Source organism: Serratia sp. AR11 (assembly GCF_056376275.1).
In genome coordinates this window covers 1,090,190-1,116,557 of sequence record NZ_CM150739.1, presented here as the reverse complement: position 1 = coordinate 1,116,557, position 26,368 = coordinate 1,090,190, and the positions used below count along the sequence as shown (strand labels likewise).

Annotated in this window: 25 protein-coding genes; 14 read left to right on the top strand and 11 right to left on the bottom strand. The window is 56.2% G+C overall.

The annotated features are described in order from the left end of the window. Positions 1-24: 24 nt before the first annotated feature. The 7 genes from ampG (at position 25) to ACSOSI_RS05245 (ending at position 8,304) form a co-directional block, all read left to right on the top strand. Entirely contained in the window at positions 25-1,503 is a 1,479-nt protein-coding gene (ampG, locus tag ACSOSI_RS05275; RefSeq protein ID WP_012005531.1) for a muropeptide MFS transporter AmpG, read from the top strand. A gap of 440 nt (positions 1,504-1,943) precedes the next feature. Beyond that, positions 1,944-2,894 (top strand): cytochrome o ubiquinol oxidase subunit II, encoded by a 951-nt coding sequence (gene cyoA, locus ACSOSI_RS05270; protein ID WP_026142235.1) that lies wholly within the window; start codon positions 1,944-1,946, stop codon positions 2,892-2,894. Positions 2,895-2,897: 3 nt separating this feature from the next. Continuing rightward, positions 2,898-4,889 (top strand): cytochrome o ubiquinol oxidase subunit I, encoded by a 1,992-nt coding sequence (gene cyoB / locus ACSOSI_RS05265; RefSeq protein ID WP_012005529.1) that lies wholly within the window; start codon positions 2,898-2,900, stop codon positions 4,887-4,889. Further along, positions 4,879-5,496, top strand: coding sequence for a cytochrome o ubiquinol oxidase subunit III (locus ACSOSI_RS05260; protein WP_012005528.1), 618 nt, complete (start codon positions 4,879-4,881; stop codon positions 5,494-5,496). Before cyoB ends, ACSOSI_RS05260 begins: the two co-directional genes overlap by 11 nt. After that, on the top strand, positions 5,493-5,831 hold the full coding sequence (locus ACSOSI_RS05255) for a cytochrome o ubiquinol oxidase subunit IV (RefSeq protein ID WP_012005527.1): 339 nt from the start codon (positions 5,493-5,495) through the stop codon (positions 5,829-5,831). Before ACSOSI_RS05260 ends, ACSOSI_RS05255 begins: the two co-directional genes overlap by 4 nt. A gap of 17 nt (positions 5,832-5,848) precedes the next feature. Beyond that, positions 5,849-6,739, top strand: a complete 891-nt coding sequence (cyoE, locus tag ACSOSI_RS05250; RefSeq protein ID WP_012005526.1) for a heme o synthase — start codon at positions 5,849-5,851, stop codon at positions 6,737-6,739. A gap of 200 nt (positions 6,740-6,939) precedes the next feature. After that, the gene (locus tag ACSOSI_RS05245; protein WP_261138388.1) at positions 6,940-8,304 is read left to right on the top strand and encodes an MFS transporter; all 1,365 of its coding nucleotides are present in this window, start codon (positions 6,940-6,942) and stop codon (positions 8,302-8,304) included. 203 nt (positions 8,305-8,507) lie between these two features. On the opposite strand, the gene ACSOSI_RS05240 is transcribed toward ACSOSI_RS05245, so the two are convergent. Beyond that, complete coding sequence (locus ACSOSI_RS05240) at positions 8,508-8,999, bottom strand: YajQ family cyclic di-GMP-binding protein (protein WP_012005524.1); 492 nt, start codon at positions 8,997-8,999, stop codon at positions 8,508-8,510. A 182-nt stretch (positions 9,000-9,181) separates the two neighbouring features. Here ACSOSI_RS05240 and panE point away from each other — a divergent pair, with 182 nt between their 5' ends. Continuing rightward, complete coding sequence (panE, locus tag ACSOSI_RS05235; RefSeq protein ID WP_261138390.1) at positions 9,182-10,093, top strand: 2-dehydropantoate 2-reductase; 912 nt, start codon at positions 9,182-9,184, stop codon at positions 10,091-10,093. Continuing rightward, positions 10,056-10,646 carry a protein deglycase YajL gene (yajL, locus tag ACSOSI_RS05230; protein WP_012005522.1) on the top strand — a complete coding sequence of 197 codons (591 nt, stop codon included), beginning with the start codon at positions 10,056-10,058 and terminating at the stop codon, positions 10,644-10,646. Before panE ends, yajL begins: the two co-directional genes overlap by 38 nt. Positions 10,647-10,679: 33 nt before the next feature. Here the strand turns inward: yajL and thiI are convergent, their stop codons facing one another. Beyond that, positions 10,680-12,128, bottom strand: a complete 1,449-nt coding sequence (gene thiI / locus ACSOSI_RS05225; protein WP_012005521.1) for a tRNA uracil 4-sulfurtransferase ThiI — start codon at positions 12,126-12,128, stop codon at positions 10,680-10,682. 232 nt (positions 12,129-12,360) lie between these two features. On the opposite strand from thiI, the gene xseB reads away from it, so the two are divergent. From xseB to ACSOSI_RS05205, 4 genes are all read left to right on the top strand, one after another. Then, positions 12,361-12,624 (top strand): exodeoxyribonuclease VII small subunit, encoded by a 264-nt coding sequence (gene xseB / locus ACSOSI_RS05220; protein ID WP_012005520.1) that lies wholly within the window; start codon positions 12,361-12,363, stop codon positions 12,622-12,624. 5 nt (positions 12,625-12,629) lie between these two features. Continuing rightward, on the top strand, positions 12,630-13,550 hold the full coding sequence (gene ispA, locus ACSOSI_RS05215; protein WP_017891828.1) for a (2E,6E)-farnesyl diphosphate synthase: 921 nt from the start codon (positions 12,630-12,632) through the stop codon (positions 13,548-13,550). 34 nt (positions 13,551-13,584) lie between these two features. Then, positions 13,585-15,450 (top strand): 1-deoxy-D-xylulose-5-phosphate synthase, encoded by a 1,866-nt coding sequence (dxs, locus tag ACSOSI_RS05210; protein WP_261422866.1) that lies wholly within the window; start codon positions 13,585-13,587, stop codon positions 15,448-15,450. Positions 15,451-15,561: 111 nt separating this feature from the next. Beyond that, complete coding sequence (locus ACSOSI_RS05205; protein ID WP_012005517.1) at positions 15,562-16,536, top strand: aldo/keto reductase; 975 nt, start codon at positions 15,562-15,564, stop codon at positions 16,534-16,536. 43 nt (positions 16,537-16,579) lie between these two features. On the opposite strand, the gene pgpA is transcribed toward ACSOSI_RS05205, so the two are convergent. From pgpA to nrdR, 6 genes are all read right to left on the bottom strand, one after another. Beyond that, complete coding sequence (gene pgpA, locus ACSOSI_RS05200) at positions 16,580-17,074, bottom strand: phosphatidylglycerophosphatase A (protein ID WP_012005516.1); 495 nt, start codon at positions 17,072-17,074, stop codon at positions 16,580-16,582. 1 nt (position 17,075) lies between these two features. Continuing rightward, the gene (gene thiL / locus ACSOSI_RS05195) at positions 17,076-18,059 is read right to left on the bottom strand and encodes a thiamine-phosphate kinase (protein ID WP_012005515.1); all 984 of its coding nucleotides are present in this window, start codon (positions 18,057-18,059) and stop codon (positions 17,076-17,078) included. Between the two features lie 52 nt (positions 18,060-18,111). Continuing rightward, positions 18,112-18,528, bottom strand: coding sequence for a transcription antitermination factor NusB (gene nusB, locus ACSOSI_RS05190; protein ID WP_012005514.1), 417 nt, complete (start codon positions 18,526-18,528; stop codon positions 18,112-18,114). A gap of 20 nt (positions 18,529-18,548) precedes the next feature. After that, on the bottom strand, positions 18,549-19,019 hold the full coding sequence (gene ribH, locus ACSOSI_RS05185) for a 6,7-dimethyl-8-ribityllumazine synthase (protein ID WP_012005513.1): 471 nt from the start codon (positions 19,017-19,019) through the stop codon (positions 18,549-18,551). A 118-nt stretch (positions 19,020-19,137) separates the two neighbouring features. Beyond that, positions 19,138-20,247, bottom strand: a complete 1,110-nt coding sequence (gene ribD / locus ACSOSI_RS05180; RefSeq protein WP_476706657.1) for a bifunctional diaminohydroxyphosphoribosylaminopyrimidine deaminase/5-amino-6-(5-phosphoribosylamino)uracil reductase RibD — start codon at positions 20,245-20,247, stop codon at positions 19,138-19,140. Positions 20,248-20,257: 10 nt separating this feature from the next. Beyond that, positions 20,258-20,707: a transcriptional regulator NrdR gene (gene nrdR, locus ACSOSI_RS05175; protein WP_004949256.1), complete on the bottom strand. Its 450-nt coding sequence runs from the start codon at positions 20,705-20,707 to the stop codon at positions 20,258-20,260. Positions 20,708-20,894: 187 nt separating this feature from the next. On the opposite strand from nrdR, the gene ACSOSI_RS05170 reads away from it, so the two are divergent. Next, entirely contained in the window at positions 20,895-21,449 is a 555-nt protein-coding gene (locus ACSOSI_RS05170) for a SadB/YajI family lipoprotein (protein ID WP_329910267.1), read from the top strand. Between the two features lie 45 nt (positions 21,450-21,494). Here the strand turns inward: ACSOSI_RS05170 and ttrA are convergent, their stop codons facing one another. Genes ttrA through ttrB form a run of 3 tightly spaced genes read right to left on the bottom strand, consistent with a single transcriptional unit; the run spans position 21,495 to position 26,360 of the window. Further along, positions 21,495-24,578 (bottom strand): tetrathionate reductase subunit TtrA, encoded by a 3,084-nt coding sequence (gene ttrA, locus ACSOSI_RS05165; RefSeq protein ID WP_476706656.1) that lies wholly within the window; start codon positions 24,576-24,578, stop codon positions 21,495-21,497. Then, the gene (gene ttrC, locus ACSOSI_RS05160; RefSeq protein ID WP_476706655.1) at positions 24,571-25,629 is read right to left on the bottom strand and encodes a tetrathionate reductase subunit TtrC; all 1,059 of its coding nucleotides are present in this window, start codon (positions 25,627-25,629) and stop codon (positions 24,571-24,573) included. Before ttrC ends, ttrA begins: the two co-directional genes overlap by 8 nt. Next, positions 25,626-26,360 carry a tetrathionate reductase subunit TtrB gene (gene ttrB / locus ACSOSI_RS05155; RefSeq protein ID WP_476706654.1) on the bottom strand — a complete coding sequence of 245 codons (735 nt, stop codon included), beginning with the start codon at positions 26,358-26,360 and terminating at the stop codon, positions 25,626-25,628. The genes ttrC and ttrB overlap by 4 nt, the downstream gene beginning before the upstream one ends. Positions 26,361-26,368 lie beyond the last annotated feature (8 nt).

Genomic DNA, 26,368 nt, shown 5'->3' with positions numbered 1-26,368 from the left:
TCGGGCGGTGCAGACAGGGAACTCATGTCGAAACACTATCTGAACCTCTTCACCCAGCGTAACTCCGCGATCCTGCTGCTGCTGGGCTTTGCCTCGGGTCTGCCACTGGCGCTGACCTCCGGCACGCTGCAAGCCTGGATGACCGTCGAAGGCATCGATCTGAAAACCATCGGCATTTTTTCGCTGGTCGGTCAGGCCTATGTGTTCAAATTCCTGTGGTCGCCCTTTATGGACCGCTATACCCCGCCATTCCTCGGTCGCCGACGCGGCTGGCTACTGATCAGCCAGGTGCTGCTGGTAGTATCGATTGTGGCGATGGGCTTTATGCAACCGGCACAGCATCTGTGGTGGCTGGCAGCATTGGCGGTATTGGTGGCGTTCTGTTCTGCGTCGCAGGATATTGTTTTCGATGCCTATAAAACCGATCTGTTGAGCGCTGAAGAACGCGGCACCGGTGCCGCCGTTTCGGTTCTGGGCTACCGCCTGGCGATGCTGGTGTCCGGCGGGCTGGCGTTGTGGCTGGCAGATCGTTACTTCGGTTGGCAGTCAACCTACTGGCTGATGGCCGGACTGATGCTGATCGGCATCGCCGCTACTTTGCTGGCACCGGAACCGGACGACAGCATTCCGGCACCGCGAACCATGGAACAGGCGGTAGTCGCCCCGTTGCGTGATTTCTTCGCACGTAACAATGCCTGGCTGATTTTACTGCTGATTGTGATGTACAAAATGGGCGATGCCTTTGCCGGCAGCCTGAGCACCACCTTCCTGATCCGCGGCGTTGGGTTCGATGCCGGGGAAGTGGGGCTGGTGAACAAAACTCTCGGCCTGTTCGCCACTATCGTCGGGGCGCTGTTTGGCGGCGTGCTGATGCAACGCCTCAGCCTGTTCCGCGCCCTGATGCTGTTCGGCATCCTGCAGGCGGTCTCTAATCTCGGTTACTGGATACTGGCCGTTACCGATAAAAACATCATGACGATGGGCAGCGCTATCTTCCTGGAAAACCTGTGCGGCGGCATGGGCACCGCCGCCTTCGTTGCGCTGCTGATGACGCTGTGCAACAAATCATTTTCCGCCACCCAGTTTGCCCTGCTGTCGGCATTGTCCGCCGTCGGCCGCGTCTATGTTGGCCCGATTGCCGGCTGGTTTGTCGAAGCGCACGGCTGGCCGCTGTTCTATTTATTCTCGATAGCCGCGGCCCTGCCCGGTCTGTTGCTGCTGCGCCTGTGTCGACAGACGCTGGAATATACCCAGCGCACGGATAACTTCATGCCGCGCACCGAATTCCGGCAGTTTTACCGCTGGGCGTTGCGTATGCTGACCCTGGGTTGCTCATTGCTGGGCCTGTGGCTGATTCTGCTTATCACCAACGCACTCGACTGGAGCGCCTTGCCAAACCTGGCCGATCGGTTACTGCAGATGGGTGCAGCGCTGAGCCTGGTGGGCATTGTCATGGGCAGCCTGTTGGACTATCTGGCGTTGCGGCGTACCCGGCTGGCCTGATATCGTCGGCCGGTGGTAACACCGGTCGGCAAAAATGCATCAGTGTGATGTATTTATTTAGTTAAAAAATATAATTCCCGTCCAAATTATTTTTTTATCCGAGTGTGGCGCTCGGGAAATAAAATTAAATTCACCTTTAAGACACAATTCTTTTACATTAAATAAACCTTTCATTCGTATTTCCAAAAAGCGTTTTTACCTGCCGGATTCATCATACCTTTAGTTTTCCTTAACATACGAATTGCCCGGCACGATTCAGCGTGCCAACGCTTTGTTGCCATTAGTAAATTGTCACGCAACGTGACATCTGTGACCCCCTTAACAGAAAGTGTCAACAAGGCGCTGACACTCCCTTAAGCATGTTTACAGTACTGCAACCTTCCCGTAAAATGCCCGCACACATGAAACGACAATAGAGCCTTTGTAATTGAGGTCGTTAGATGAGACTTAAGAAATACAATAAAAGTATTGGGATGTTGTCATTAATTGCCTCCACTGTAATGCTCAGTGGTTGCAATATGGTATTGATGAATCCCAAAGGAGCAATTGGTGTTGAGCAACGGACACTGATTATCACTGCTATCGCATTAATGCTGATCGTGGTGATACCAGTTATCTTTATGGCGTTCGCCTTTGCCTGGAAGTACCGTGCTTCCAACAAAGATGCCAAATACAGTCCGAACTGGTCACATTCCAACAAAATCGAAGCGGTCGTCTGGACCATTCCTATCATTATCATCGCCATCCTTGGCACCATAACCTGGAAGACTACCCACGAACTCGATCCGTTCAAGCCGATTGTCACTGACAAGAAGCCGATGACTATCGAAGTGGTGTCGCTCGACTGGAAATGGCTGTTTATCTACCCGGAACAAGGCATCGCAACGGTTAATGAACTGGCTTTCCCGAAAGACGTTCCAGTTGAATTCAAAATCACCTCTAACTCGGTAATGAACTCGTTCTTTATCCCTCAGTTAGGTGGGCAGATTTATGCGATGGCCGGGATGCAGACCAAACTGCACCTGATCGGCAATGAAGCAGGCAAATACGACGGTATTTCCAGCAGCTTCAGCGGTCGCGGGTTCTCCGGCATGAAGTTCACCGCCATTGTCACCCCAACCGAAGGCGACTTCGATCAGTGGGTTGCCAAGGTGAAAGCATCGCCGACTAACCTTAACGCCACCAGCGACTTTAACAAACTGGCAGAGCCGAGTGAAAATAACCCGGTTGAGTACTTCTCCAGTGTCAAACCGAATTTGTTCAAAGAAACTATTGGCAAATTTATGGGCGACATGAACATGCACAAGGGCGCTACCACGCACGAAGGTATGGACATGAGCCAGGGTATGGACATGGGTGAACATGCAGCTCACGCCGGAGCCGAGGAATAACTGATGTTGGGAAAATTAACGATTGATGCGGTTCCGTACCACGAACCGATCATCATGGTCACCGTTGCTGCAATTGTTATCGGGGGTCTGGCTCTGCTGGCTCTGATAACCTATTTCGGCAAGTGGAAATGGCTATGGAGCGATTGGCTGACTTCGGTCGACCATAAGAAAATTGGTATCATGTACATCATCGTGGCAATGGTTATGTTGCTGCGTGGTTTTGCCGATGCCATCATGATGCGTAGCCAGCAGGCGCTTGCGTCCGCCGGTGAGGCCGGATTCCTGCCGCCGCACCACTACGACCAGATCTTTACCGCCCACGGCGTAATCATGATCTTCTTCATGGCGATGCCTTTCGTGGTCGGCCTGATGAACGTGGTTGTACCCTTGCAAATCGGTGCGCGCGACGTTGCCTTCCCGTTCCTGAACTCCCTGAGCTTCTGGTTCTTCGTGGTGGGTGTCGTCCTGATCAACATCTCTCTGGGGGTGGGTGAGTTTGCGCAGACCGGTTGGCTGGCGTATCCGCCGCTGTCGGGTAAGGAATACAGTCCTGGCGTCGGGGTCGATTACTGGATCTGGAGTCTGCAGATTTCCGGTCTGGGTACCCTGCTGACCGGTGTGAACTTCTTCGCCACCATCATGAAGATGCGTGCTCCTGGCATGCCTCTGATGAAGATGCCGGTGTTCACCTGGGCGGCGCTGTGTACTAACGTCCTGATCATCGTTTCTTTCCCAATTCTGACTGTTACCATCGCGTTGCTGACCCTGGATCGCTACCTGGGCTTCCATTTCTTTACCAATGATATGGGCGGCAACATGATGATGTACATCAACCTGATTTGGGCCTGGGGTCACCCAGAGGTGTATATCCTGGTTCTGCCAGTGTTTGGTGTGTTCTCTGAAGTCACCGCGACCTTCTCAAGAAAACGCCTGTTCGGCTATACCTCACTGGTATGGGCAACCATCGCGATTACCGTTCTGTCGTTCATCGTATGGCTGCACCACTTCTTTACCATGGGGTCCGGCGCGAACGTAAACGCCTTCTTCGGTATCGCCACCATGATCATTTCCATCCCTACCGGGGTGAAAATCTTCAACTGGCTGTTCACCATGTACCAGGGCCGCATTCAGCTCAACTCCGCAATGCTGTGGACCATCGGCTTCATCATCACCTTCTCCGTGGGTGGGATGACCGGCGTTCTGCTGGCAGTACCGGGCGCGAACTTCGTGCTGCACAACAGTCTGTTCCTGATTGCCCACTTCCATAACGTGATTATCGGTGGTGTGGTGTTTGGTTGCTTCGCCGGCCTGACCTACTGGTTCCCTAAATCCTTCGGCTTCACGCTGAACGAGACCTGGGGTATCCGTGCGTTCTGGTTCTGGATCATCGGTTTCTTCGTGGCCTTTATGCCACTGTATGCTCTGGGCTTTATGGGTATGACTCGTCGTATCAGCCAGAACATCAACCCAGAGTTCCACCCACTGCTGCTGGTAGCGGCTGGCGGCGCGGCTCTGATTGCCTGCGGTATCCTGTGCCAACTGATTCAGATCTACGTCAGTGTGCGCGACCGTGAGCAGAACCGTGACCTGACCGGTGACCCATGGGGCGCTCGTACGCTGGAGTGGTCTACTTCGTCTCCACCGCCGTTCTATAACTTTGCCGTAGTGCCGCAGATTCATGACCGTGATGAATTCTGGGACATGAAAGAAAAAGGCAACGCTTATAAGAAACCGGCGAAATACGAACCGATTCATATGCCGAAAAATACCGGTGCCGGTGTGATTATTGCTGGCTTCAGCCTGGTATTTGGTTTCGCGATGATCTGGGACATCTGGTGGATGGCGATCGCTGCCTTCGTAGGTATGATCGTGACCTGGATTGCCAAGAGCTTCGATGAAGATGTTGATTACTATGTGCAGGTTGATGAAATCGAGCGCATTGAAAACCAACACTATGAACAAATCAGCAAAGCAGGCGTGAAACATGTCAACTGATACTCTGACTAACCATGACGCAGCCCATGCAGAGCATGGGCACCACGACGCAGGTGAGACCAAAGTCTTCGGATTCTGGATCTACCTGATGAGCGACTGTATTTTGTTTGCGAGCTTGTTCGCGACTTATGCAGTACTGGTGAACGGGACCGCTGGCGGTCCCTCTGGCAAAGACATCTTCGATCTGAAGTTTGTTCTGGTTGAAACCTTCCTGCTGTTGTTCAGCTCCATCACCTACGGTATGGCGATGATCGGCATGAACAAAGGCAAGGTTGGCAGCGTTAATACCTGGCTGTTCCTGACCTTCCTGTTTGGTCTGGGCTTCGTAGCGATGGAAATCTATGAATTCCATCACCTGATCGTTGAAGGCTATGGTCCGGATCGCAGCGCGTTCCTGTCCGGCTTCTTCGCACTGGTTGCTACCCACGGTCTGCACGTGACTACCGGCCTGGTTTGGATCGTTATCATGATGATTCAGGTCAGCAAGCGCGGCCTGACTTCAACCAATAAAACCCGTCTGATGTGCCTGAGCCTGTTCTGGCACTTCCTGGACGTGGTTTGGATCTGCGTATTCACCGTTGTTTACCTGCTGGGGGTTATGTCATGAGTCATTCATCCCATGAAACTTCTCACGGCGGCGCAAGCCACGGTAGCGTCAAGACCTATCTGATCGGCTTTATTCTGTCGATCATCCTGACGGTGATTCCATTTGCGATGGTGATGAGCGGCACCGCCTCTCATTCAACTATCCTGGCGGTTGTAGTCGGCATGGCGGTGATTCAGGTAGTTGTTCACCTGATTTACTTCCTGCACATGAATACCTCATCGGAAGAGCGCTGGAACCTGGTGGCATTGCTGTTCACCGCTATGATCATCGGTATCGTTGTTGTGGGTTCACTCTGGATTATGTACAACCTCAACATCAATATGATGGTCGATTAAGAGCAGAGCTGGACGTGATGATTAAGCAATACCTGCAAGTAACTAAACCAGGAATTATTTTCGGCAATTTAATTTCTGTCGTCGGGGGATTCCTGCTCGCCTCTAAAGGGAGCATCGACTATCCCCTGTTTCTCGCCACCCTGGTGGGGGTCTCGTTGGTTGTCGCTTCGGGCTGTGTATTTAATAACTACATTGACCGCGACATCGACAAGAAAATGGAGAGAACGAAGAATCGGGTGCTGGTTAAGGGCCTGATCGCGCCGAGTGTAAGCCTGGTTTACGCTACCGCTCTGGGTATTGCGGGCTTTGCGTTGCTGTATATCGGTGCCAACCCGCTGGCCATGTGGCTGGCGGTGATGGGCTTTGTGGTTTATGTCGGTGTTTATAGCCTGTACATGAAACGCCACTCGGTCTATGGCACGCTGATCGGCAGCCTGTCGGGCGCTGCGCCACCGGTTATCGGTTATTGCGCAGTCACCAACGAGTTCGATGCCGGCGCGTTGATCCTGCTGGCTATCTTTAGCCTGTGGCAGATGCCGCATTCCTATGCGATTGCCATCTTCCGCTTTAAAGATTACCAGGCAGCCAACATTCCGGTCCTGCCGGTAGTGAAAGGCATTTCGGTGGCGAAGAACCACATCACGGTCTACATTGTGGCGTTTATGATTGCCACCCTGATGTTGACCCTGGGCGGCTACGCCGGTTACAAATACCTGATCGTCGCTGCGGCGGTGAGCGTATGGTGGCTAGGCATGGCACTGCGTGGTTACAAAACCGAAAATGACAGCGTTTGGGCACGCAAGCTGTTTGTGTTCTCGATTGTTGCCATCACTTCGCTGAGCGTAATGATGTCTATCGACTTCAGCGCGACAGCCGCGCCGGAAGCGTTGATGACGTACGTCTGGTAAGCCAAATCGTCTGTAAATGGGCCGCTTTAGCGGCCCATTTTATTTGTCTCGCCCAAAAGCCGACGAACTGTAATATCTGTTAAACAACATTAGATTTACCCCCCCTGCCCTTCACACTAAAATGACGCTTCTTTCACAGAAGCTATCCCCTCAGGCGTTATCACCGATAACCTGACGGAATGGCTTTTAATGAGGTTTTAATGAACGATAATGCAATGACCCCGCTGGAGAGACGAGCGACCTGGGGATTAGGCACGGTATTCTCACTGCGCATGCTGGGCATGTTTATGGTGTTGCCGGTACTGACCACCTACGGTATGGCGTTGAACGGCGCCAGCGAAACGCTGATCGGTATCGCCATCGGTATTTATGGCCTGGCGCAGGCGGTGTTTCAGATCCCCTTCGGCCTGATATCCGATCGTATCGGCCGTAAACCGTTGATTGTCGGCGGGCTGCTGATCTTTGCGCTGGGCAGTGTCATTGCCGCCGCGACCGACTCCATCTGGGGGGTGATCCTCGGCCGGGCATTACAGGGCTCCGGCGCTATCGCCGCGGCAGTGATGGCACTGCTGTCCGACCTGACCCGGGAACAAAACCGTACCAAGGCAATGGCGTTTATCGGCGTCAGCTTCGGTATTACCTTCGCTATTGCCATGGTGGTCGGCCCGATCGTTACCCACGCCTTTGGCCTGCATGCGCTGTTTTGGATGATTGCCGTGCTGGCATTGGCCGGCATCGTGATCACTCTGGCAGTGGTTCCTTCGGCCAGCCACCACGTGCTGAACCGGGAATCGAGCATCGTACGCGGCAGCTTCAGCAAGGTGCTGAGCAACTCCCGGCTGTTGAAGCTCAATTTCGGCATCATGTGTCTGCATATCCTGCTGATGTCCAGCTTCGTGGCGCTGCCACTGGCGATGGAAAAAGCCGGCCTGGCGCCGAGCGAACACTGGGTTGTCTATCTGGTCACCATGCTGGTTTCTTTTGCTGCCGTGGTGCCCTTTATCATTTATGCCGAGAAGAAGCGCCGCATGAAGCAGGTCTTTATGGGTTGCGTAGCGGTGTTGTTCTGCGCGGAAGTGCTGCTGTGGCTGTCCGGCGCGCACCTGTGGGGCATCATTGCCGGCGTGCAGCTGTTCTTTATGGCGTTTAACGTCATGGAAGCCATTCTGCCTTCGCTGATCAGCAAAGAGTCTCCGGCCGGCTACAAGGGTACGGCGATGGGGGTTTACTCCACCAGCCAGTTTATCGGCGTGGCGATCGGCGGCAGCCTGGGTGGCTTGCTGTATGGCCTGCAGGGTGCGGGGCTGGTGTTTATCGCCGGGGCGGTGTTAGCTGCCGTTTGGTTCCTGGTCAGCAGCACCATGCAAGAACCGCCTTACGTCAGCAGCCTGCGTATTACGCTGTCGGAACTGGCCGTGAAGGATTCGGCACTGGAAAGCCGCCTGAAAGCCCAACCGGGCGTGGCGGAAGCGATAGTGGTGCCGGAAGAGCGCAGCGCCTACGTGAAGGTCGATACCAAACAAACCAACCGAGTCCAATTGGAAGCGCTGGTGAATTCACTGTAAAGAAAAGGGCCAGCAAGCTGGCCCTTCAGACGGCTGACAAAGCCCATTATTAGGGAGAGCGTGCCGAAGGGGTCGTAGCGGCTTGCCCGCCGGAGTGCCCCTCGGTGCGCTAGGCCCGAGTATCTCGGGCTCAAAGACAACTTTGTCATCTAACCCAAGGGCCAGCAAGCTGGCCCTTCAAGATCGTCACCTTCGCAAAAACCTTAATCGCGGAAGTTCTTGAACTGGAACGGCTGTCCGAGATCGGCACCGCGCACCAGCGCCATCACGCCCTGCAGATCGTCGCGTGATTTACCGGTCACCCGCACTTCATCGCCCTGAATCTGTACCTGGACCTTCAGCTTGCTGTCTTTGATCAGCTTGACGAGTTTCTTCGCCTGGGCGCTTTCAATCCCCTGCTTCAGCTTGGCATCCACACTGTAGGTTTTACCGCTGTGAGTCATTTCTTCCGGGATCTCGAGTGCGCTGCCTTCAATGCTGCGCTTGCTGAGCTTTTCACGCAGAATATCGAGCAACTGCTGCACCTGGAAATCAGACTCACTGGCAACTTTAATGCTTTCGTCTTTTTCGTTCAGCTCAAAGCTGGCCGGCACGTTGCGGAAATCCCAACGGGTGCCCAGATCGCGCGTGGCGTTCTCGACGGCGTTACGCACTTCCTGCATATCAATTTCGGAAACAATGTCGAAAGATGGCATACTTCTTCCTCCTGAATGAGAGCCTAATGGGATAGGCGATTTCGATGCCGAGCATGATAACCGCTTTAGCGTCTCAGGCAAAATCGGCTGAAGCTAGCGGCGGATAAGCCGCCGAACAGCAGAAAAGTCTATAATTATAAGACAGTCATTGAGCGATATTCCCGTTACCCCAAGGAGTCTGGATGAAAATAACTATTCTTGGTTGCGGCGCGCTCGGACAACTGTGGCTCTCCCGGCTTTATCAGCAGGGTCACGATGTACAGGGATGGCTACGGGTGCCACAACCCTTCTGCGCAGTGAACGTGATTGAGCCGCAAGGCGCTTCGTTCAACCGTAATTTACCCACCAACGACCCCGAACATTTAGCCCAGAGCGAACTGCTGCTGGTCACCTTGAAAGCCTGGCAGGTATCGAGTGCGGTCAGCACGCTGCTGCCAAAGTTGAACCCACGCTGCGCGATCCTACTGCTGCATAACGGCATGGGCACCCAGGACGAACTGCCAGCGAACAACCAACCGATACTGCAGGGCACCACTACCCATGCGGCGCGTCATGACGGCAGCACTATTATCCATGTCGCCGGTGGCACCACCCATATCGGCCCGACCTCCCCGGCGGCGCAATCACTGAGCCACCTGGCAGAAGTGCTGCATCAGGCCCTGCCTGACGTCGCCTGGCACAATAATATCGCCTCGGCGAACTGGCGCAAGCTGGCGGTCAACTGCGTGATCAACCCGCTCACGGCGCTGTATAACTGCCGTAATGGCGATCTGCAACGCTATCCCGAACAAATCGAGCTTATCTGCCGCGAGGTCTCCAGCGTGATGGAAATGGAGGGCTACCACACCTCATGCGAGGGTTTGCAGCAGTACGTCATGGAAGTGATCCAAAGCACTGCGGACAACGTCTCTTCAATGCTGCAGGATATCCGCACCCAGCGACACACCGAAATCGACTACATTACCGGTTACCTGCTGCGCCGCGCGCGTAGCCACGGCGTGACTCTGCCAGAGAACGCACGTCTGTTTGAATTGATTAAGCGAAAGGAAAATGAATATGAGCGTATCGGCGCTGGTCTGCCTGGCACCTGGTAGCGAAGAAATCGAAGCCGTCACCACGATAGATTTACTGGTGCGGGCGGGCGTTAAAGTGACTACCGCCAGCGTAGCAGGCGATGGCGACCTGACCATCGTCTGTTCACGCGGGGTAAAACTGCTGGCCGATGCACCACTAGTGTCGATTGTGGACGAGCCTTTCGACGCCATAGTGCTGCCCGGTGGCCTGAAAGGTGCCGAGTGCTTCCGCGACAGCCCGCTGCTGGTGGAGAAAGTGCGTCAGATGCACCTGCAGGGCAATATTGTCGCCGCCATCTGCGCAGCACCGGCGCTGGTGCTGCAACACCACGATCTGTTCCCCATTGGCAATATGACCGGGTTCCCGGGGCTGAAAGAACAGATCCCGGCCGACCAATGGATAGAAAAACGTGTGGTGTTCGATCCGCGCGTTAACCTGCTCACCAGCCAGGGGCCGGGAACTTCAATGGAGTTTGCGCTGAAGCTGATTGATTTACTGCTGGGGAAAGCCAAAGCGGCGGAGATCGCCGCTCAGCTGGTATTGATACCTGGAATGTACGATTTTCGCGATTAAATCATGGGGGCGGCAGTGCGCCCCCTAAATGACTTACGGGCGGTAAACCTTAACATTGGTGAAGCCTTGCTCCAGCAAATATAGCGCCTGCAGGCGGCTCATTACGCCGCGCTCACAGTACAGCAGGTAAGTTTTGCTCTGATCCAAATCGCCAAACTGGGTGCTGAGCTTGTAGAACGGCAGCGGTTTCACCTCAACCTGATCCAGCTTCAGCGGTTTATCTTCCTGCTCGTCGTTAGAACGAATATCCAGAATCACCTGGTCAGCATCGAACTCCGCCACGGTTTCGACTTCGGTAACCTGCTCCTGAGTCTGCTCGGCGATGGTGCGAATATCCACGTTCTTGGCTTCGCTAACCACACGGTCAAGAATGCTGAAATCAAAGTGCCCTTCTTCTTCTTCGATCTTGGCTTTAATCGCCTTCACCGTCGGGCTTTTCGAGATCACACCGCAGTATTCCGGCATGGTCTTGGCGAAGTCCTCGGTACCAATCTCGCGCGCCACTTTGATGATGTGCTCTTTATCGTGGGAGATCAGCGGACGCAGGATCAACGTATCGGACGCGTTGTCGATCAGGCGCAGGTTAGTCAGCGTCTGGCTGGATACCTGCCCCAGCGCTTCACCGGTCACCAATGCCTGCACGCCATAACGTTCGGCAATCTGCGAAGCGGCACGCACCATCATGCGCTTGAGCACTACGCCCATCTGGCCGTCTTCGACCTTTTCCAGGATCTCGCCAACCACAGGTTCAAAATCGATAGCGATAAAGCGCACCTTGTGCGAACTGGCAAAGCGGTTCCACAGATAGTGAGCTACCTGACGCACGCCAATTTCATGCGCCGCGCCACCCAGATTGAAGAAGCAATAATGCACGCGGCAACCGCGGCGCATCAGCATATAGCTGGAAACACCCGAGTCGAAACCACCGGAAATCAGCGACAGCACGTCTTCCTGGGTGCCTACCGGGTAGCCGCCGATGCCTTCACGGCGGGCTTTCACCAGCATCAGCTTGTCGTTTTCGATTTCCAGGTTAACCGTCACCTGCGGATGCGACAGCTTAACGCGCGCGCTTTCAATATGCTGGTTCAGACCGCCACCGACGTAACGCTCCACGTCCTGCGAATTGAAGTCCTGCTTGCCGCGGCGCTTAACGCGCACGCAGAAGGTCTTGCCTTCCAGTTGCTCGCGGTAGGCTTCCAGCGTCTGCTCGAAAATGTGGTGGATATCGGTATAGTCGCGGTCTTCCACTTCCAGAATGTGGTGGATACCGGGAATGCGCGTCAGCGCGTCGGCAATCACCGGCCGCTGGTTTTCATCTTTGGCGCGAACTTCGATATGATCCCAGTGACGGACAACCGCCAGTGTTTCATCATACTGCTTCAGGACGTTGCGAATACTGGTCGAGAGGATCTTGATAAAGCGCAAGCGCACAGATTGGCTCTTGATGGTGATTTCCGGGAACAATTTAATGATAAACTTCATGGCGGTCTTTATTGTCAGAATTACGAGGGAAAAGGATTTACAATGTATATGCGATTGATAAAACCAACGGGGCTGCCGAATGTTTTATCAATCGCATTTGCGGCGCCGAGTATACCACTATCTGGTGGGGCTCGGTGCACAAAACCACACATGTGCGCCATGATTTGCCAATCAAGACCCGCTAAGATAGGCTCTGGCGCCACTGTTCACATGATGATGTAAAAAGAAAATTATGCCAAAAAAACCTGCACAATCAGACAGTACAGAGCAAAGCGTCAGCTTTGAAAGCTCCCTTAGCGAGTTGGAAAGCATCGTCACGCGTCTGGAATCGGGTGAGTTACCGCTGGAAGACGCGCTCAATGAGTTCGAACGCGGCGTACAGTTGGCACGCCAGGGCCAGCAGAAACTGCAGCAGGCGGAGCAACGCGTACAAATTTTGCTTAACGACAGCGCCGATGATGCGGCGCTGACGCCTTTCACACCGGATGCCGAGTAATCACCATGTCCGAGACTGTCCAACAGACCGCCTTTTCTGACCAGTTGCAGGCTTTACGCCAGCGGGCCGACCGCACGCTGCTTAATTTTATCGCGCCACTGCCGTTCAATGATGGCAACATGGTGGCGGCAATGCGTCACGGCGCGCTGCTGGGCGGTAAACGTCTGCGTCCGTTCCTGGTGTATACCACCGGACAGATGTTTGGCGTATCACTGAATAATTTGGATGCGCCCGCCGCTGCGGTAGAATGCATTCACGCCTATTCTTTGATCCATGACGATCTGCCGGCGATGGACGACGACGATCTGCGTCGCGGTCAGCCGACCTGCCACATCAAATTTGGTGAGGCCAACGCCATTTTGGCCGGCGATGCCCTGCAAACGCTGGCATTTTCCATTCTGGCCGATGCCGAGATGCCCGACGTGGCACTGCGCGACCGGCTGGCGATGGTGTCCGAACTGGCAACCGCCAGCGGCGTTGCCGGCATGTGTGGCGGCCAGTCGCTGGATCTGGAAGCCGAAGACCGGCAGATTGGTCTGGAAGCGCTGGAACAAATCCATCGACACAAAACCGGTGCCTTGATTCGCGCAGCCGTTCGCCTTGGGGCATTAGCCGCCGGTGAGCCTGGCCGCGCCGCACTGGTGCAGCTTGATCGCTACGCCGCTGCGATTGGCCTGGCGTTCCAGGTGCAGGATGATATTTTGGACGTGGTCGGCGAAACCGAGAAAATCGGTAAACGCCAGGGGGCGGACCAGCAACACGGAAAGAGCACCTATCCAGCTTTGCTCGGGCTTGACAGCGCGAAAGCAAAAGCGTGGGATCTCTATCAGGAAGCTTTAGCTGCATTAGACACTTTGGCAGCACAATCTTATAACACAGCGCCATTGCGAGCGTTAGCCAGCTTCATTATTGAACGCGACAATTAACGTGTGACGTTAACTCCTCTGATATGAGTATCGAATGAGTCTTGATATAGCCAAATACCCGACCTTGGCGCTAGCGGAAAATCCGGATGAACTCCGTTCGCTGCCAAAAGAGAGCCTACCGAAGCTGTGTGACGAACTTCGGCAATACCTGCTGGACAGCGTCAGCCGCTCCAGCGGCCACTTTGCCTCCGGGCTGGGTACCGTCGAACTGACGGTGGCATTGCACTATGTTTACCAAACCCCCTTCGATCATCTGGTATGGGACGTTGGCCACCAGGCCTACCCGCATAAAATTCTGACCGGTCGTCGCGACAAAATCGCCACCATCCGCCAGAAAAATGGCCTGCACCCTTTCCCGTGGCGGGCAGAAAGTGAATACGACGTCCTGTCGGTCGGTCATTCTTCCACCTCGATCAGTGCCGGTCTCGGCATGGCGGTAGCCGCTGCGCGTGAAGGCAAAAATCGCCGTACGGTCTGCGTGATCGGCGATGGCGCGATCACTGCCGGCATGGCGTTTGAAGCCATGAACCACGCGGGTGATATCGACCCGGATATGCTGGTGGTGCTGAACGATAACGAAATGTCGATTTCGGAAAACGTCGGCGCGCTGAACAACCATCTGGCGCAGCTGCTGTCCGGCAAGCTTTATTCCACCCTGCGCGAAGGCGGTAAAAAAGTGCTGTCCGGCCTGCCGCCGATTAAAGAGCTGGTCAAACGCACCGAAGAACACCTGAAAGGCATGGTGGTACCGGGCACGCTGTTCGAAGAGCTGGGCTTTAACTATATCGGCCCGGTCGACGGCCACGATGTCCAGGGGCTGGTTGCCACGCTGAAAAACATGCGTGACCTGAAAGGCCCGCAACTGCTGCACATCATGACCAAAAAAGGCCGTGGTTACGCCCCGGCGGAAAAAGACCCGATCAGCTTCCACGCAGTGCCGAAATTCGATCCGGCCAGCGGTACCCTGCCGAAAAGCGCCGGCGGCCTGCCAACTTATTCAAAAGTTTTTGGCGACTGGCTGTGTGAAACCGCCGCCAAGGATAGCTCGCTGATGGCCATCACCCCGGCCATGCGTGAAGGCTCGGGCATGGTGCAGTTCTCCCGCGACTATCCGCAGCAATATTTTGACGTGGCGATTGCCGAACAGCACGCGGTGACCTTCGCTGCCGGTTTGGCCATTGGCGGTTATAAGCCGGTGGTAGCAATTTATTCCACCTTCCTGCAACGCGCTTACGATCAGTTGATCCACGACGTCGCCATTCAAAAGCTGCCGGTGATGTTTGCCATCGATCGCGGCGGTATTGTCGGCGCTGACGGCCAGACTCACCAGGGAGCCTTTGATCTGTCATTTATGCGTTGCATCCCGACCATGGTGATCATGACGCCAAGTGATGAGAATGAGTGCCGTCAGATGCTGTACACCGGCTATCACTATAACGAAGGCCCAAGCGCCGTGCGTTATCCACGTGGCAATGGTACCGGTGCACCGCTGGAACCTCTCAACTCTCTGCCGATCGGCAAAGGCGTTGTCCGCCGCGAAGGTGAAAAGCTGGCGATCCTGAATTTCGGCACGTTGCTGCCGGAAGCCGCGCAGGTAGCGGAAACGCTCAACGCAACGCTGGTGGATATGCGCTTTGTGAAGCCACTGGACGAACAGCTGATACTGGAACTGGCAGCCAGCCACGACGCACTGGTCACGCTGGAAGAGAACGCCATTATGGGCGGTGCCGGCAGCGGCGTGAACGAGTTGCTGATGGCCAGGCGCCGAATGGTACCAGTGCTGAATATCGGCCTGCCGGACTTCTTTGTCTCCCAGGGTAGCCAGGAAGAAGTCCGTAGCGATCTCGGCCTGGACGCCGCCGGCATCCAGCGGCAAATTGAGGTCTGGCTGGCGCAATAATCGTCGCGCCCGCTCGATCGATCGACGCCTCCGCTTTGCGGGGGCGTTTTTATTTCTGTCACCCGAAAATCCGCTACAGTTAAAGTTCTGTGCTGACACCGGGAGGCAAGCATGAAGTATCTGAAACTGGGTAACACCGACCTGAACGTCTCACGTATCTGTCTGGGCTGCATGACCTACGGCGAACCCAGCCGTGGCAACCATGCCTGGACGTTACCGGAGGAAAGCAGCCGACCGCTGCTGAAACAGGCGCTGGATGCCGGCATCAACTTCTTTGACACCGCCAACAGCTACTCAGACGGCAGCAGTGAGGAGATCGTCGGCCAGGCACTGCGCGATTATGCCCGCCGTGACCAGGTAGTGATCGCCACCAAAGTCTATTTCCCCCTGAGTAATCTGCAGCAGGGACTGTCGCGCGCCAAAATCATGCAATCCATTGACGACAGCCTCAAGCGGCTGGGCACCGACTACGTTGATCTGTTGCAGATCCATCGCTGGGATTATGAAACGCCGCTGGAAGAAACGCTCGAAGCGCTGCACGATGTGGTGAAAGCCGGTAAGGCACGCTACATCGGCGCATCGTCAATGTACGCCTGGCAGTTCGCCAAGGCGCTGTACACCGCCGATCTGCACGGCTGGACGCGCTTTGTCAGCATGCAGAACCAGTACAACCTGATCCAGCGTGAAGAAGAGCGTGAGATGTTACCGCTGTGCGCTGCCGAAGGCATTGCCGTGCTGCCCTGGAGCCCGTTGGCGCGGGGTCGCTTAACCCGCCCCTGGGGGGAAACCACTGCGCGTCTGGTCTCCGATCAGGTCGGTAAAAATCTGTACGATGAAACCGAGGGCATCGACGCCATCATTGCCGAACGCGTAGCCAGTATTGCCGAAGAACGCGGTGTGCCCCGTGCGCAAATCGCACTGGCGTGGCTGTTGAGCAAGCCTGTCGTCAGCGCGCCGATTATCGGTGCGTCACGCCATGACCATCTGGAAGACGCCGTCGCCGCCGTCGATCTTGAATTAACACCGGAAGAGATTGCCGAGCTGGAAACGGCTTATGTGCCGCACCATGTGACAGGATTTGAATAACCTGGAGGGTTCAGAGGCGCAGCATTGAACTGCGCCCTCAAAATCAGAACAACCCAAGCGGCCAATGGTGACCAATCAGGTAGATGATACCGGCGGAAAGGACCCCGGCGACGATATCGTCGACCATGATCCCCATGCCACCGTGCACATTGCGATCAAACCAGCGGATCGGCCATGGCTTCCAGATATCCAAAATACGGAAAATCACGAAACCTGCCGCAACCCACTGCCAGTCATTGACCGGCAGTGCCATCAACGTGATCCACATGCCGACAAACTCGTCCCAGACGATGCTGCCGTGGTCGTGCACCTTCATATCTTTGGCGGTCTGATGGCACAGGTAGACGCCAATACAAATGCTGAACATCACCAACAGCGAATACAGTTGCCATGGCAGTTGGATCAACAGCAGCCAGAAGGGGATCGCCGCCAGTGAACCCATGGTGCCCGGCATCACCGGCGACAAACCGCTACCAAAGCCGGTGGCCAGCAGGTGCCACGGATTGCTCATCCGCAAGCGGCGTTTAGCTTCATCCATGTTACGCCTGCCCTTCGCTGAAATGATCGAAACCGTGCCACGGCAGTTCCACCACTTCATCGCTGCGGTAGAATTTGATGCCTTCGGAAAGCGGGCCAATCTGACCAATACAGGTATAGTCAGCGCCCAGATGGCTTAACGCCACCTCCAGTGCACCACGGTTGATTTCCGGTACGGTGAAGCAGAGTTCGTAATCTTCACCGCCGGTCAATGCCCAGCGCAGCGCCTGATCGGCATCCGTATGGCTGCTTAACGCCTGCGACAACGGCAGCTCATCGAGATTGATGCGCGCACCGCACTCGGAGGCTTTCAGCACATGCTTCAGGTCAGAAATCAGGCCGTCGGAAATATCAATCGCCGAACTGGCCAGATCGCGCAGTGCCTGCCCCTGCAATACCCGTGGCTGAGGCCGCAGATGACGGCCAATCAGGTAATTGCGTGCCTCGGCGTCCGCTACCTGCAAACGTTCCTGCAGCACCGCCAGACCGGCGGCGCTGTCACCCAGCGTACCTGTGGTGTAGATCCAGTCGCCGATACGCGCACCGCTGCGGGTCAATGCCCGCCCGGCCGGGATCAGGCCGTGAATGGTTAACGTCATGCTTAACGGGCCGCGTGTGGTATCACCGCCAATCAACTGCATACCGTAATAATTAAGTTGTTCGAACAGGCTATCGCTGAACGCCTTCAGCCAGGGTTCATTCACCTCCGGCAGGGTTAGCGCCAGCGAAAGCCAGGCGGGATCGGCGCCCATGGCTGCCAGGTCGCTCAGGTTAACTGCCAGTGCTTTGTAGCCGAGATCGGCGGGATCGATATCCGCCAGGAAGTGAACGCCCGAAACGAGAGTGTCGGTACTGACGGCCAAAAGCTGTTTTTCTGCCACTGTCAGAAGTGCGCAGTCATCTCCAATGCCCAACTGTACATCCCGGCGCAGACTCTTAAACCGGTCAAAATAGCGGGCAATGAGGTCAAATTCGCCACATGCCATGGTCGATATTCCAATAGAAGAAATTAAGGCCGGGGATACCGGCCTTAATTTTTTATTTTTTCTTGCGAATGCTTGGTGCCACTTTATCCAGCACGCCATTCACAAACTTGTGGCTGTCTTCAGCGCCGAAGGTTTTCGCCAGCTCGATCGCCTCGTTAATTGCCACCTTGTAAGGCACATCCTCACGCATTTTCAGCTCATACAGCGCAATACGCAGAACGGCTCTTTCTACCTGGCCCAGCTCTTCGAGCTGACGCGACAGGACAGGTGCCATCAGGCTATCCAGCAGACCTGCATTCACCGCCACGCCGGACAGCAGCTCCCGAAAATAGACGATGTCTACATCTTTGACATCTTGCTCCGACAGGAACTGGTGTTCAACATCGGCAATGTCATTTTTAGACAACTGCCAAGAGTAAAGCGCTTGAACAGCGCACTCACGAGCGCGGCGACGAGCAGCAGGTTTCACGGAATTCCCCTTAACTAAATTCAGGCTTTAATAGCTTTGATAACATTAATCATTTCAAGTGCGGTCAGAGCCGCTTCAGCGCCCTTGTTGCCCGCTTTGGTGCCGGCACGCTCGATAGCCTGTTCAATGCTTTCGGTCGTCAGCACGCCAAAGGCAACCGGGATTTCAGTGTTCAGAGAAACACTGCCCAGGCCGGAGCTGGCTTCGCCCGCGACATATTCGAAGTGCGCGGTGCCCCCACGGATAACGGTGCCCAGTGCGATCACTGCATCGTATTTGCCGGTGTTAGCCAGCACGCGTGCAGTCAACGGCAACTCGTAAGCGCCCGGGACCCAGACAACGGTGATGTTGTCGTCAGCAACCTGGCCAATGCGCTTAAGTGCGTCGATAGCACCTTGCAGCAGGCTGTCATTGATGAAATTGTTAAAACGTGCAATTGCAATCGCCACACGGGCATTTGGAGTAGCAACAACACCTTCGATAACTTTCATGGGCTTTCCTTAAAAATGGGTTCAATACCCCGCAGGGGGGCGGATTCTATCACATTCTTTATCTGCCTGCGCGGCGGTTTTGTAAAACGACAGCCGACCCGGCACGCAGGTTTTAAAATCAGTATTTTGCTTTCAGCCGCAGCCGCAAATCAGGGCCGATTTGCCGCACTTCGCTGAAGACGAATTCCGGTGCATCGGTCAGGTGTTCAAGGCCCGGCAAATGGCACAAACCGCGGCCATTATCACCCAACAGTTTTGGCGCGATATACAAAATGAGCTCATCAACCAGCCCGGCCTGCAACAAGGCACCGGCCAACTGCGCGCCCGCCTCGACCCAGATGGAATTCACCTGGCGTTTCGCCAGTTGCATCATCATCACCACCAGATCAACGCCACCGCCGTGCGCCGGGAAGGTCAGTTGCTCGACATCCTGCGGCCAAATTTGCTCATCCGGCTGCAGGCGCGCCAGCCAGGTTTGCCCCGGTTGTTGTACCACCCGGTGCTGTGGGGTGACACGATTTTGGCTATCCAGAATAATGCGCAACGGTTGACGCAGGTTTTCACGCGGGTAAATGCTTTGCGTTTCGGCGTCCAGTTCATCCCAGCGCACCGTCAGTGACGGATCGTCAGCCAATACGGTGGCACTGGTGCTGAGAATAGCGGCGCTTTGCGCTCGCAGACGCTGCACGTCCTGACGTGCCTGCGGCGAAGTGATCCATTGGCTTTCGCCGGAAGCCATCGCCGTGCGGCCATCGAGTGAGGCGCCGAGCTTCAGTTGCACATAAGGGAAACCGGTGCGCATCCGTTTGAGGAAGCCCAGATTCACCGCTTCGGCCTCGGCCAGCATCAAACCGTGGCGCACATCCAGCCCCGCCTGCTGCAGTTTATACAGGCCACGTCCGGCAACTTCCGGGTTGGGATCCTGCATCGCCGCAACCACACGGGCTACGCCAGCGGCGACCAACGCATCGGCACAGGGCGGCGTGCGGCCGTGGTGGCTACAGGGTTCCAGCGTGACATAAGCGGTGGCACCGCGCGCCTTTTCGCCCGCCATGCGCAGCGCATGGACTTCCGCATGCGGTTCACCGGCGCGCAGATGGAAACCCTCGCCGACGATTTCGCCATCGCGGACGATAACGCAGCCGACATTGGGATTCGGTGCGGTAGTAAAACGCCCCAGTCGCGCCAGCTCAAAGGCGCGAGCCATATAAAACTCGTCGTTATGCATCAAAGCCCCTTTAGTCCTGCAGACGGGCGATCTCTTCGCCGAATTCGCGGATATCTTCAAAGCTGCGGTAAACCGAGGCAAAGCGAATATAGGCCACTTTATCCAACTTTTTCAGCGCGTCCATCACCAGGTTACCGACCAGTTTGGTCGGGACCTCACGCTCACCGGTGGCACGTAGCTGAGATTTAATATGGTTGATCGCGTTCTCCACGTCGTCGGAGCTGACCGGGCGTTTTTCCAACGCCTTCAGCATGCCGCGACGCAGCTTGTCTTCGTTGAATGGCTCACGCACTTCATCGCTTTTGATTACCCGTGGCATCACCAGTTCAGCCACTTCAAAGGTGGTGAAGCGTTCATTACAAACCAAACATTGGCGGCGACGGCGCACCTGCGAACCATCACCCACCAGGCGGGAATCAATGACTTTGGTATCAACGGCGGCGCAGAAAGGGCAATGCATAACACGTCCTGATAAACGTTTTCATAGTTAAGAACAGTTTACCCCGAAGTACGGTTACAACAAAGGCCGTCGGCTATTTGTTGCGGAGCGCCCCTATGAACGACGCCCCGAAAGGACAATCAACATGACTTTCCCCATCAGGCGGACTAAGCTGATAACAGGAGAAGTTGAATAGGAAATCCCCGCCATGACAACCCGTTACCCCAAGATTTTCCTGCTCAGCACACTGGTGCTGCTGGCAGGCTGCGCTCAAACTCGCGAAGTGCCCAAGCTGCATAATCAGGTGGTTGAGCTAAATCAGCAATTAACCACCCTGACTAACCAGGCCACGGCGCTGGAACAGCAAAACCAGTTGAACAAGAACTCCACCAGCGGCGTCTATCTGCTGCCGGCAGCCAATAACGCCGCACGTTTGCAAAGCAGTCTCGGTGAACTGAGCGTGTCACTCAGCCATGTGAAAAGCGAGGCTAACGGCACCCAGGCCATGCTGCACGTTCGCACGCTATCGCAGGCCTCCCTGCCGGCGTTCAAGGCCATTGTCGAATGGGGCCAACTGGATGCGACCACCGGCAAACCACTGACGGCTGAAGCACTTTCGCAGCCGATCGTGAGCCAGGACTCATTGCTGCCCAAAACGGAATACAGTTTTGAGCTGCGTTTCAGCGGCCTGACACCGGATCAACTGGGCTATGTGCGACTGCACAGCGTAGAACCCACAACGGCAGCCGCCGCACAAAACTAACCAGGCCAGGCCCACGCCCCCCCTTAGAGAAAGTGGGCCACCTGCTTAACCCAGCCGTTGCAACCTTGCCGGTAGCCCCTGGCGCACCGCCGCCCCGCTGACCCAATCCAGCCAGCTATTGCTGATTTCTCTGGTCGGATCCGGCAACCCAAGGTCGTTTAAGTTGATTCCGGCGGCAATGCGCGCATCGGCAGCCAGTGGCTGACCATCCAGCAGGTGCGCACGCGCCCCCATCTCGCGATGACCATAACCGTGCTCAATAGCAATCACACCCGGCATCACGCCGTCGAGCAAGCTGATCTGCGCCTCAACGCTGCCACCAGGGGTTTGCAACTGCACCCGATCGCCATGTTGTAGTCCATAAAGCTCACCATCGGCCGGATTGAGCGCCACCAGGTTGACTGGTTTCACTGCACGCAGGCGATCAATGGGCGCCGTAGAGCTGCTCATCAGATGCGACTTGAACGACATCAAACGGAACGGCCATGCCTCTGGCGGATAGTGCTCCCCAACATCGGAGCCGTCTGCAAAACGCGGCGGATAATAGGTCGGACAGCCGCTATAACGCTCTCCGGTCATGGCATGGCGATGGCGCGCCACCTCTTCATTCCAGATATTCAGCCCTTTTTTCCACTGCGGCCCGGTTTCATTGCCTCGCCAGGCCTGCTCATAAGGTGCAAAACGCCCACCCCGAGCCAGCATATAGCCGACCCGCAACCGTTCATCCGCTTTCAGCACCTTATCCAGCGCCGGTAGCAGGCGATCAACACCGGTCAGCCGCAGTTCGCTTTTCGTCGCTTCGGGCAACGGCTCACCGGCAAAGGCGACGTTGGCCGCAGCACGCAGATAATAATCTTCGGCGCTGTGTAATCCAAAAGTGTTGCCTTGCGTATCTTGCAGCGCCGCATCGCCAAATCCCGGCAGCCCCATAGCCTTCGATAGCGCGATAACAAAGCTTTCCAGCGCTACCGGCTGCCCATCGGCCGTGAGCGCGGTACGCGCCGGGACAATAGGCCAGCGCGCAGTACTCGCCCGCACCATCACACCGGACCAGGGAGCGGTAAAACCCCAGCTCTCGAAGTTGTGAGTGTCCGGCACGATGTAATCCGCCAACGCACTGGTTTCGTTAATAAAGGCATCTATCGCGATAAACAGCGGCAGTTGCCGGGGATCTTTCAACCGGCTTTCGACCACCTCTCGCAGACCGGCAACCCCGTACAGCGGGTTACCCATGTGGCTGATCCAGGCTTTTAGCGGATAGGGATATCCCATCAGCGCCGGGGCCAATTGCTCGGTGAACTGGCCCGCGACAAACGGGTACCAGGGGCCGCGCGCCGGGTAAGGTTTGTCACCCTGCTCAATCTTGCGGCGATATTCGTCCGATTGTTCGTACGCCTGTTTGCTACGCGACAGCACCAGCCCTTTCGGTTTCACCATGCCGGGAAATGTCTTCAGGTTATAGCGCGGCCCATCGGCAAACTCTTTGAACTTACCGCCGCCGACCGAGACGCCGCCCTTAAGATTCAGGTTACCGATCAGCGCATTGAGCATCATCACCGCCCAACTATTATAGAAACCGTTGCCGCTCATCATGCCGCCATGGGCGATCACCGCCGCTTGCCGCTGATAGGAAGTAAACTCTTTGGCCAGCGCTGCAATGGTCTCGGCACTGACGCCACAACGAGTACTGTACTCAGCCAGCGTGAAGCGCTCAGCCGCCCGCTGCAGACAGAGAAAGCTCGAACGAACCTTGACCTGTGAACCGTCGGCCAGCCGCAGCTGTTGCTCCACCCGCAACGCGCCCTGTAGCGCCTGGTTAGCCGACACCGGTTCAGCCCGCTGCGTATCCCAGACCAAAGGCGGACTTTCGGCCTCTCCGGTTGTGCCGCCGTCCAAATGCACCTGACGCAAAAACTGGCCGCACAACGGATGATCGTCATTCATCACCACCAGATGCGTGGCATTGGTCCAGCTCTTTTCACCGGCCGCCTGCATAGCCGTCTCGCCGGGCAGCGCCAGGTAGTCGGCGTTATAACGCTCCTGTTCGATGATCCAGCGGATCATGCCCATCACCAGTGCGGAATCGGTGCCCGGCAACACCGGCACCCAACGGTTGTGATCGTTGGCCAGCGTGGTGGTCAACGGCAGCGCCGGTGCCACCACCACGTAACGGAATTCATCACGCAGACGGGCGTTGGCCAACTGACGCCCCTGACGTTTAAATGGGTTGCCGGACTGCGCCGGCGAAGTGCCGAGGAACAAGCCAAAGCGCAAATTGTCCCAATCCGGTTTAACGTGCGCATTGGTTTCCAAATCCCCCATTAACGCCCCGGATCCCGCACGGTAAGCCAGCCCGCAATAAGCGCCATGATGGCCGAAATTACGTGTCCCAAAGGCGTTTTGCGCAAAGCGTTTGATAAAAGCGTCCCGCCCTTCATCACCGGCATTGGTGACCAGCAACTGATTGGCCTTTGGCCCCAGCGAAGGTTGTTCAGGATCGAGCGGCGTCTCGAGATCGCGGATCGCCCGCAGTCCCTCAACCGGCCCCTCACCAAACAGATCGCCGCCCTCGACCACTTCGTGGATCAACTGTTCAAAACTGATGCGCTGCCACTGCCCGCTGCCGCGTGGCCCTACCCGCTTCATCGGTTCCAGCACGCGATAGGGGCTGGTCAGCCCTTCCAGCAAGGTCGCGCCACGGGCGCAGGCGGTGGAACGCTGTTCAAGGCCTTCGTCGCCACCCAGACGGTTGAGTGCGTCACTCACCGGCAAAGAGTAGGGAAAGTGGTGGTCGTGAGACAGCGGATGATAAGGGTTGCCCGCCACGCGCAAAATCTGATTACTGTCGCGATCCACCCTGACCCGCAGGCCGCACAGCGTCCAGCAGCCAAAACACTGGGTCATGGACACCGCCTGTTGCGGATTGGCCTGCCAGCCATCCGGGTGCCGATGGCCCTCTGTCGGCAGCGAGTTGGCGCTGATCCGGTCGAGCGTCAATTTACCGCTGCTGCCGTCACGCAGGCCGGTAAACACTTTCTGCACCATCTCGCTGTAACTGGCACCAAACAGCGTCAATCCACCCAGGGCGAGCCCACCTTTCAACCACTGACGCCGCGTTGAATTAGCCATAGTGTTTTTTCTCCATCAGCCCATGCTGTAATTCACGAATTCCAATGATTAAAGCCATCCATAAACCCAGGGTGCCCAGGATCGCCAACAGCCCTTCGCTGCCAAGGGGTAACACATAGGGATTGGTTAATACGTTGAACTTGGGCAGCGTCTGGGTTTGCATCAGCAGCATCCAGCGCACACCCCAGCACAGCAGTAACGCCGCGGTAGATTGCGCCAGTAGCCCTTTGGTGCCCAACGGCCGATGGCGGGTGCGCCACGCCAGCGCCAACAGCAACAGGGTTAAGGCGACAAAGGCGATACCGGCCCACAACCAGACTGCCCCCTGAGTCGAAAGCGAGCGCAACGCGACGGAAGAAGTGCTGCCATCCAGCCACCAGCCAAGACCGGAAAGGCACAACAGCAGCAGGCTGACGGCCTGATAGCGAGCCAGACGCGACTGCCATTGCGGTTCCTGACGCAGCCAACAGGCCAACAGCGGCGGGACGGCCTGCATGGCGGTAAGCAACAGCAGCCAGGGTAACCAAAGGCTGAACCACAGCGGCTGCGCCCGCAGCACCGAAACTTCGCGCCCGGTATAAAGCAGGATACTGACCGCAGACAGTAAAGTGGCCAACGCTACCCAACGCAGCCATTTTTCTTCACGCCATGCCGGGCGCAACTGCAGCCAGCGCGCCCAGAACGGCAAGGTCTTCGCTCGCAACTGCCCACGCAGCAGCAGAACGAAATAGCTGACCACCAGCAGGGTAAACAGCGGTAAAAATAGCGAGCCGAGCGACATCCACGACCAGGGGGTAAAGTAGGCGTAGAAATGCCAGATGCGGGCAGGCTGATGTAAGTCCGCGCTTAGGGCCATCGGCGCCACGGTGCCGCTCACCACCGCCAGTGAGACGGCGGCCAGCTCCAACCGGGATGTGTTCTGCGGGTCGCGCCAGCGCAGCCAGACGGCAATCATGATGCTGCCGCATGCCAGGCCAATAAAGAAAAAATACTGCACCGCCCAGGGCAACCAGGCGATCTCCTGCGGGCGAGCCATAATTTCGCGGATCATGGATGCACCTCCTGCCACAGCGCCGGTTGTCCCCGGACGTGACTGACAAATGCCTCATCAAGCCCCAGATAGAACACCTGAGGGTGCGTTCCCTGTTCGGGTTTCAGTACCTTGAGCTGTGCCTGATGCTCATCCAGAGCCCGCCTTAATGCACCTTGCCGATCGTTAAGATCGCCAATCATCCGCGCACCACCGACACAGGACTCGACGCAGGCTGGCAACAGCCCGGCATCCAGCCGATGCGCGCAGAAAGTACATTTATCGGCCGTTTGAGTTTCATGGTTGATAAACCGAGCCTCATAAGGACAGGCCTGCACGCAATAGGCACAGCCGACGCAGCGGGTATTGTCGACAACCACAATGCCGTCCTGACGCTGGAAAGTCGCCTGCACCGGGCAGACCGGCACGCAAGGCGGATTGTCACAGTGGTTGCACAACCGTGGCAGCAGCACGTTGGTGGTCGAGTTCTGCCCCGTCAGGCTGACCTGATATTGCAGTACGCTGGTGCGAAATTGCCCCTGCGGTAGCCGATTTTCCACCGCACAGCTAACGGTACAGGCCTGACAGCCAATGCAGCGGCGCAGGTCGATCAGCATCGCCATGCGCTTTTTGCTGTCACCTTCCCGCCGAGCCGGCTGCAACTGCCAGCCTGACTGCGCCAGCGGCACCAGAGCTGCGCCGGCAGTCAATGCACCGAGTCGTTGTAAAAACTGCCGTTTCCCACTGTCCATTGATTTCT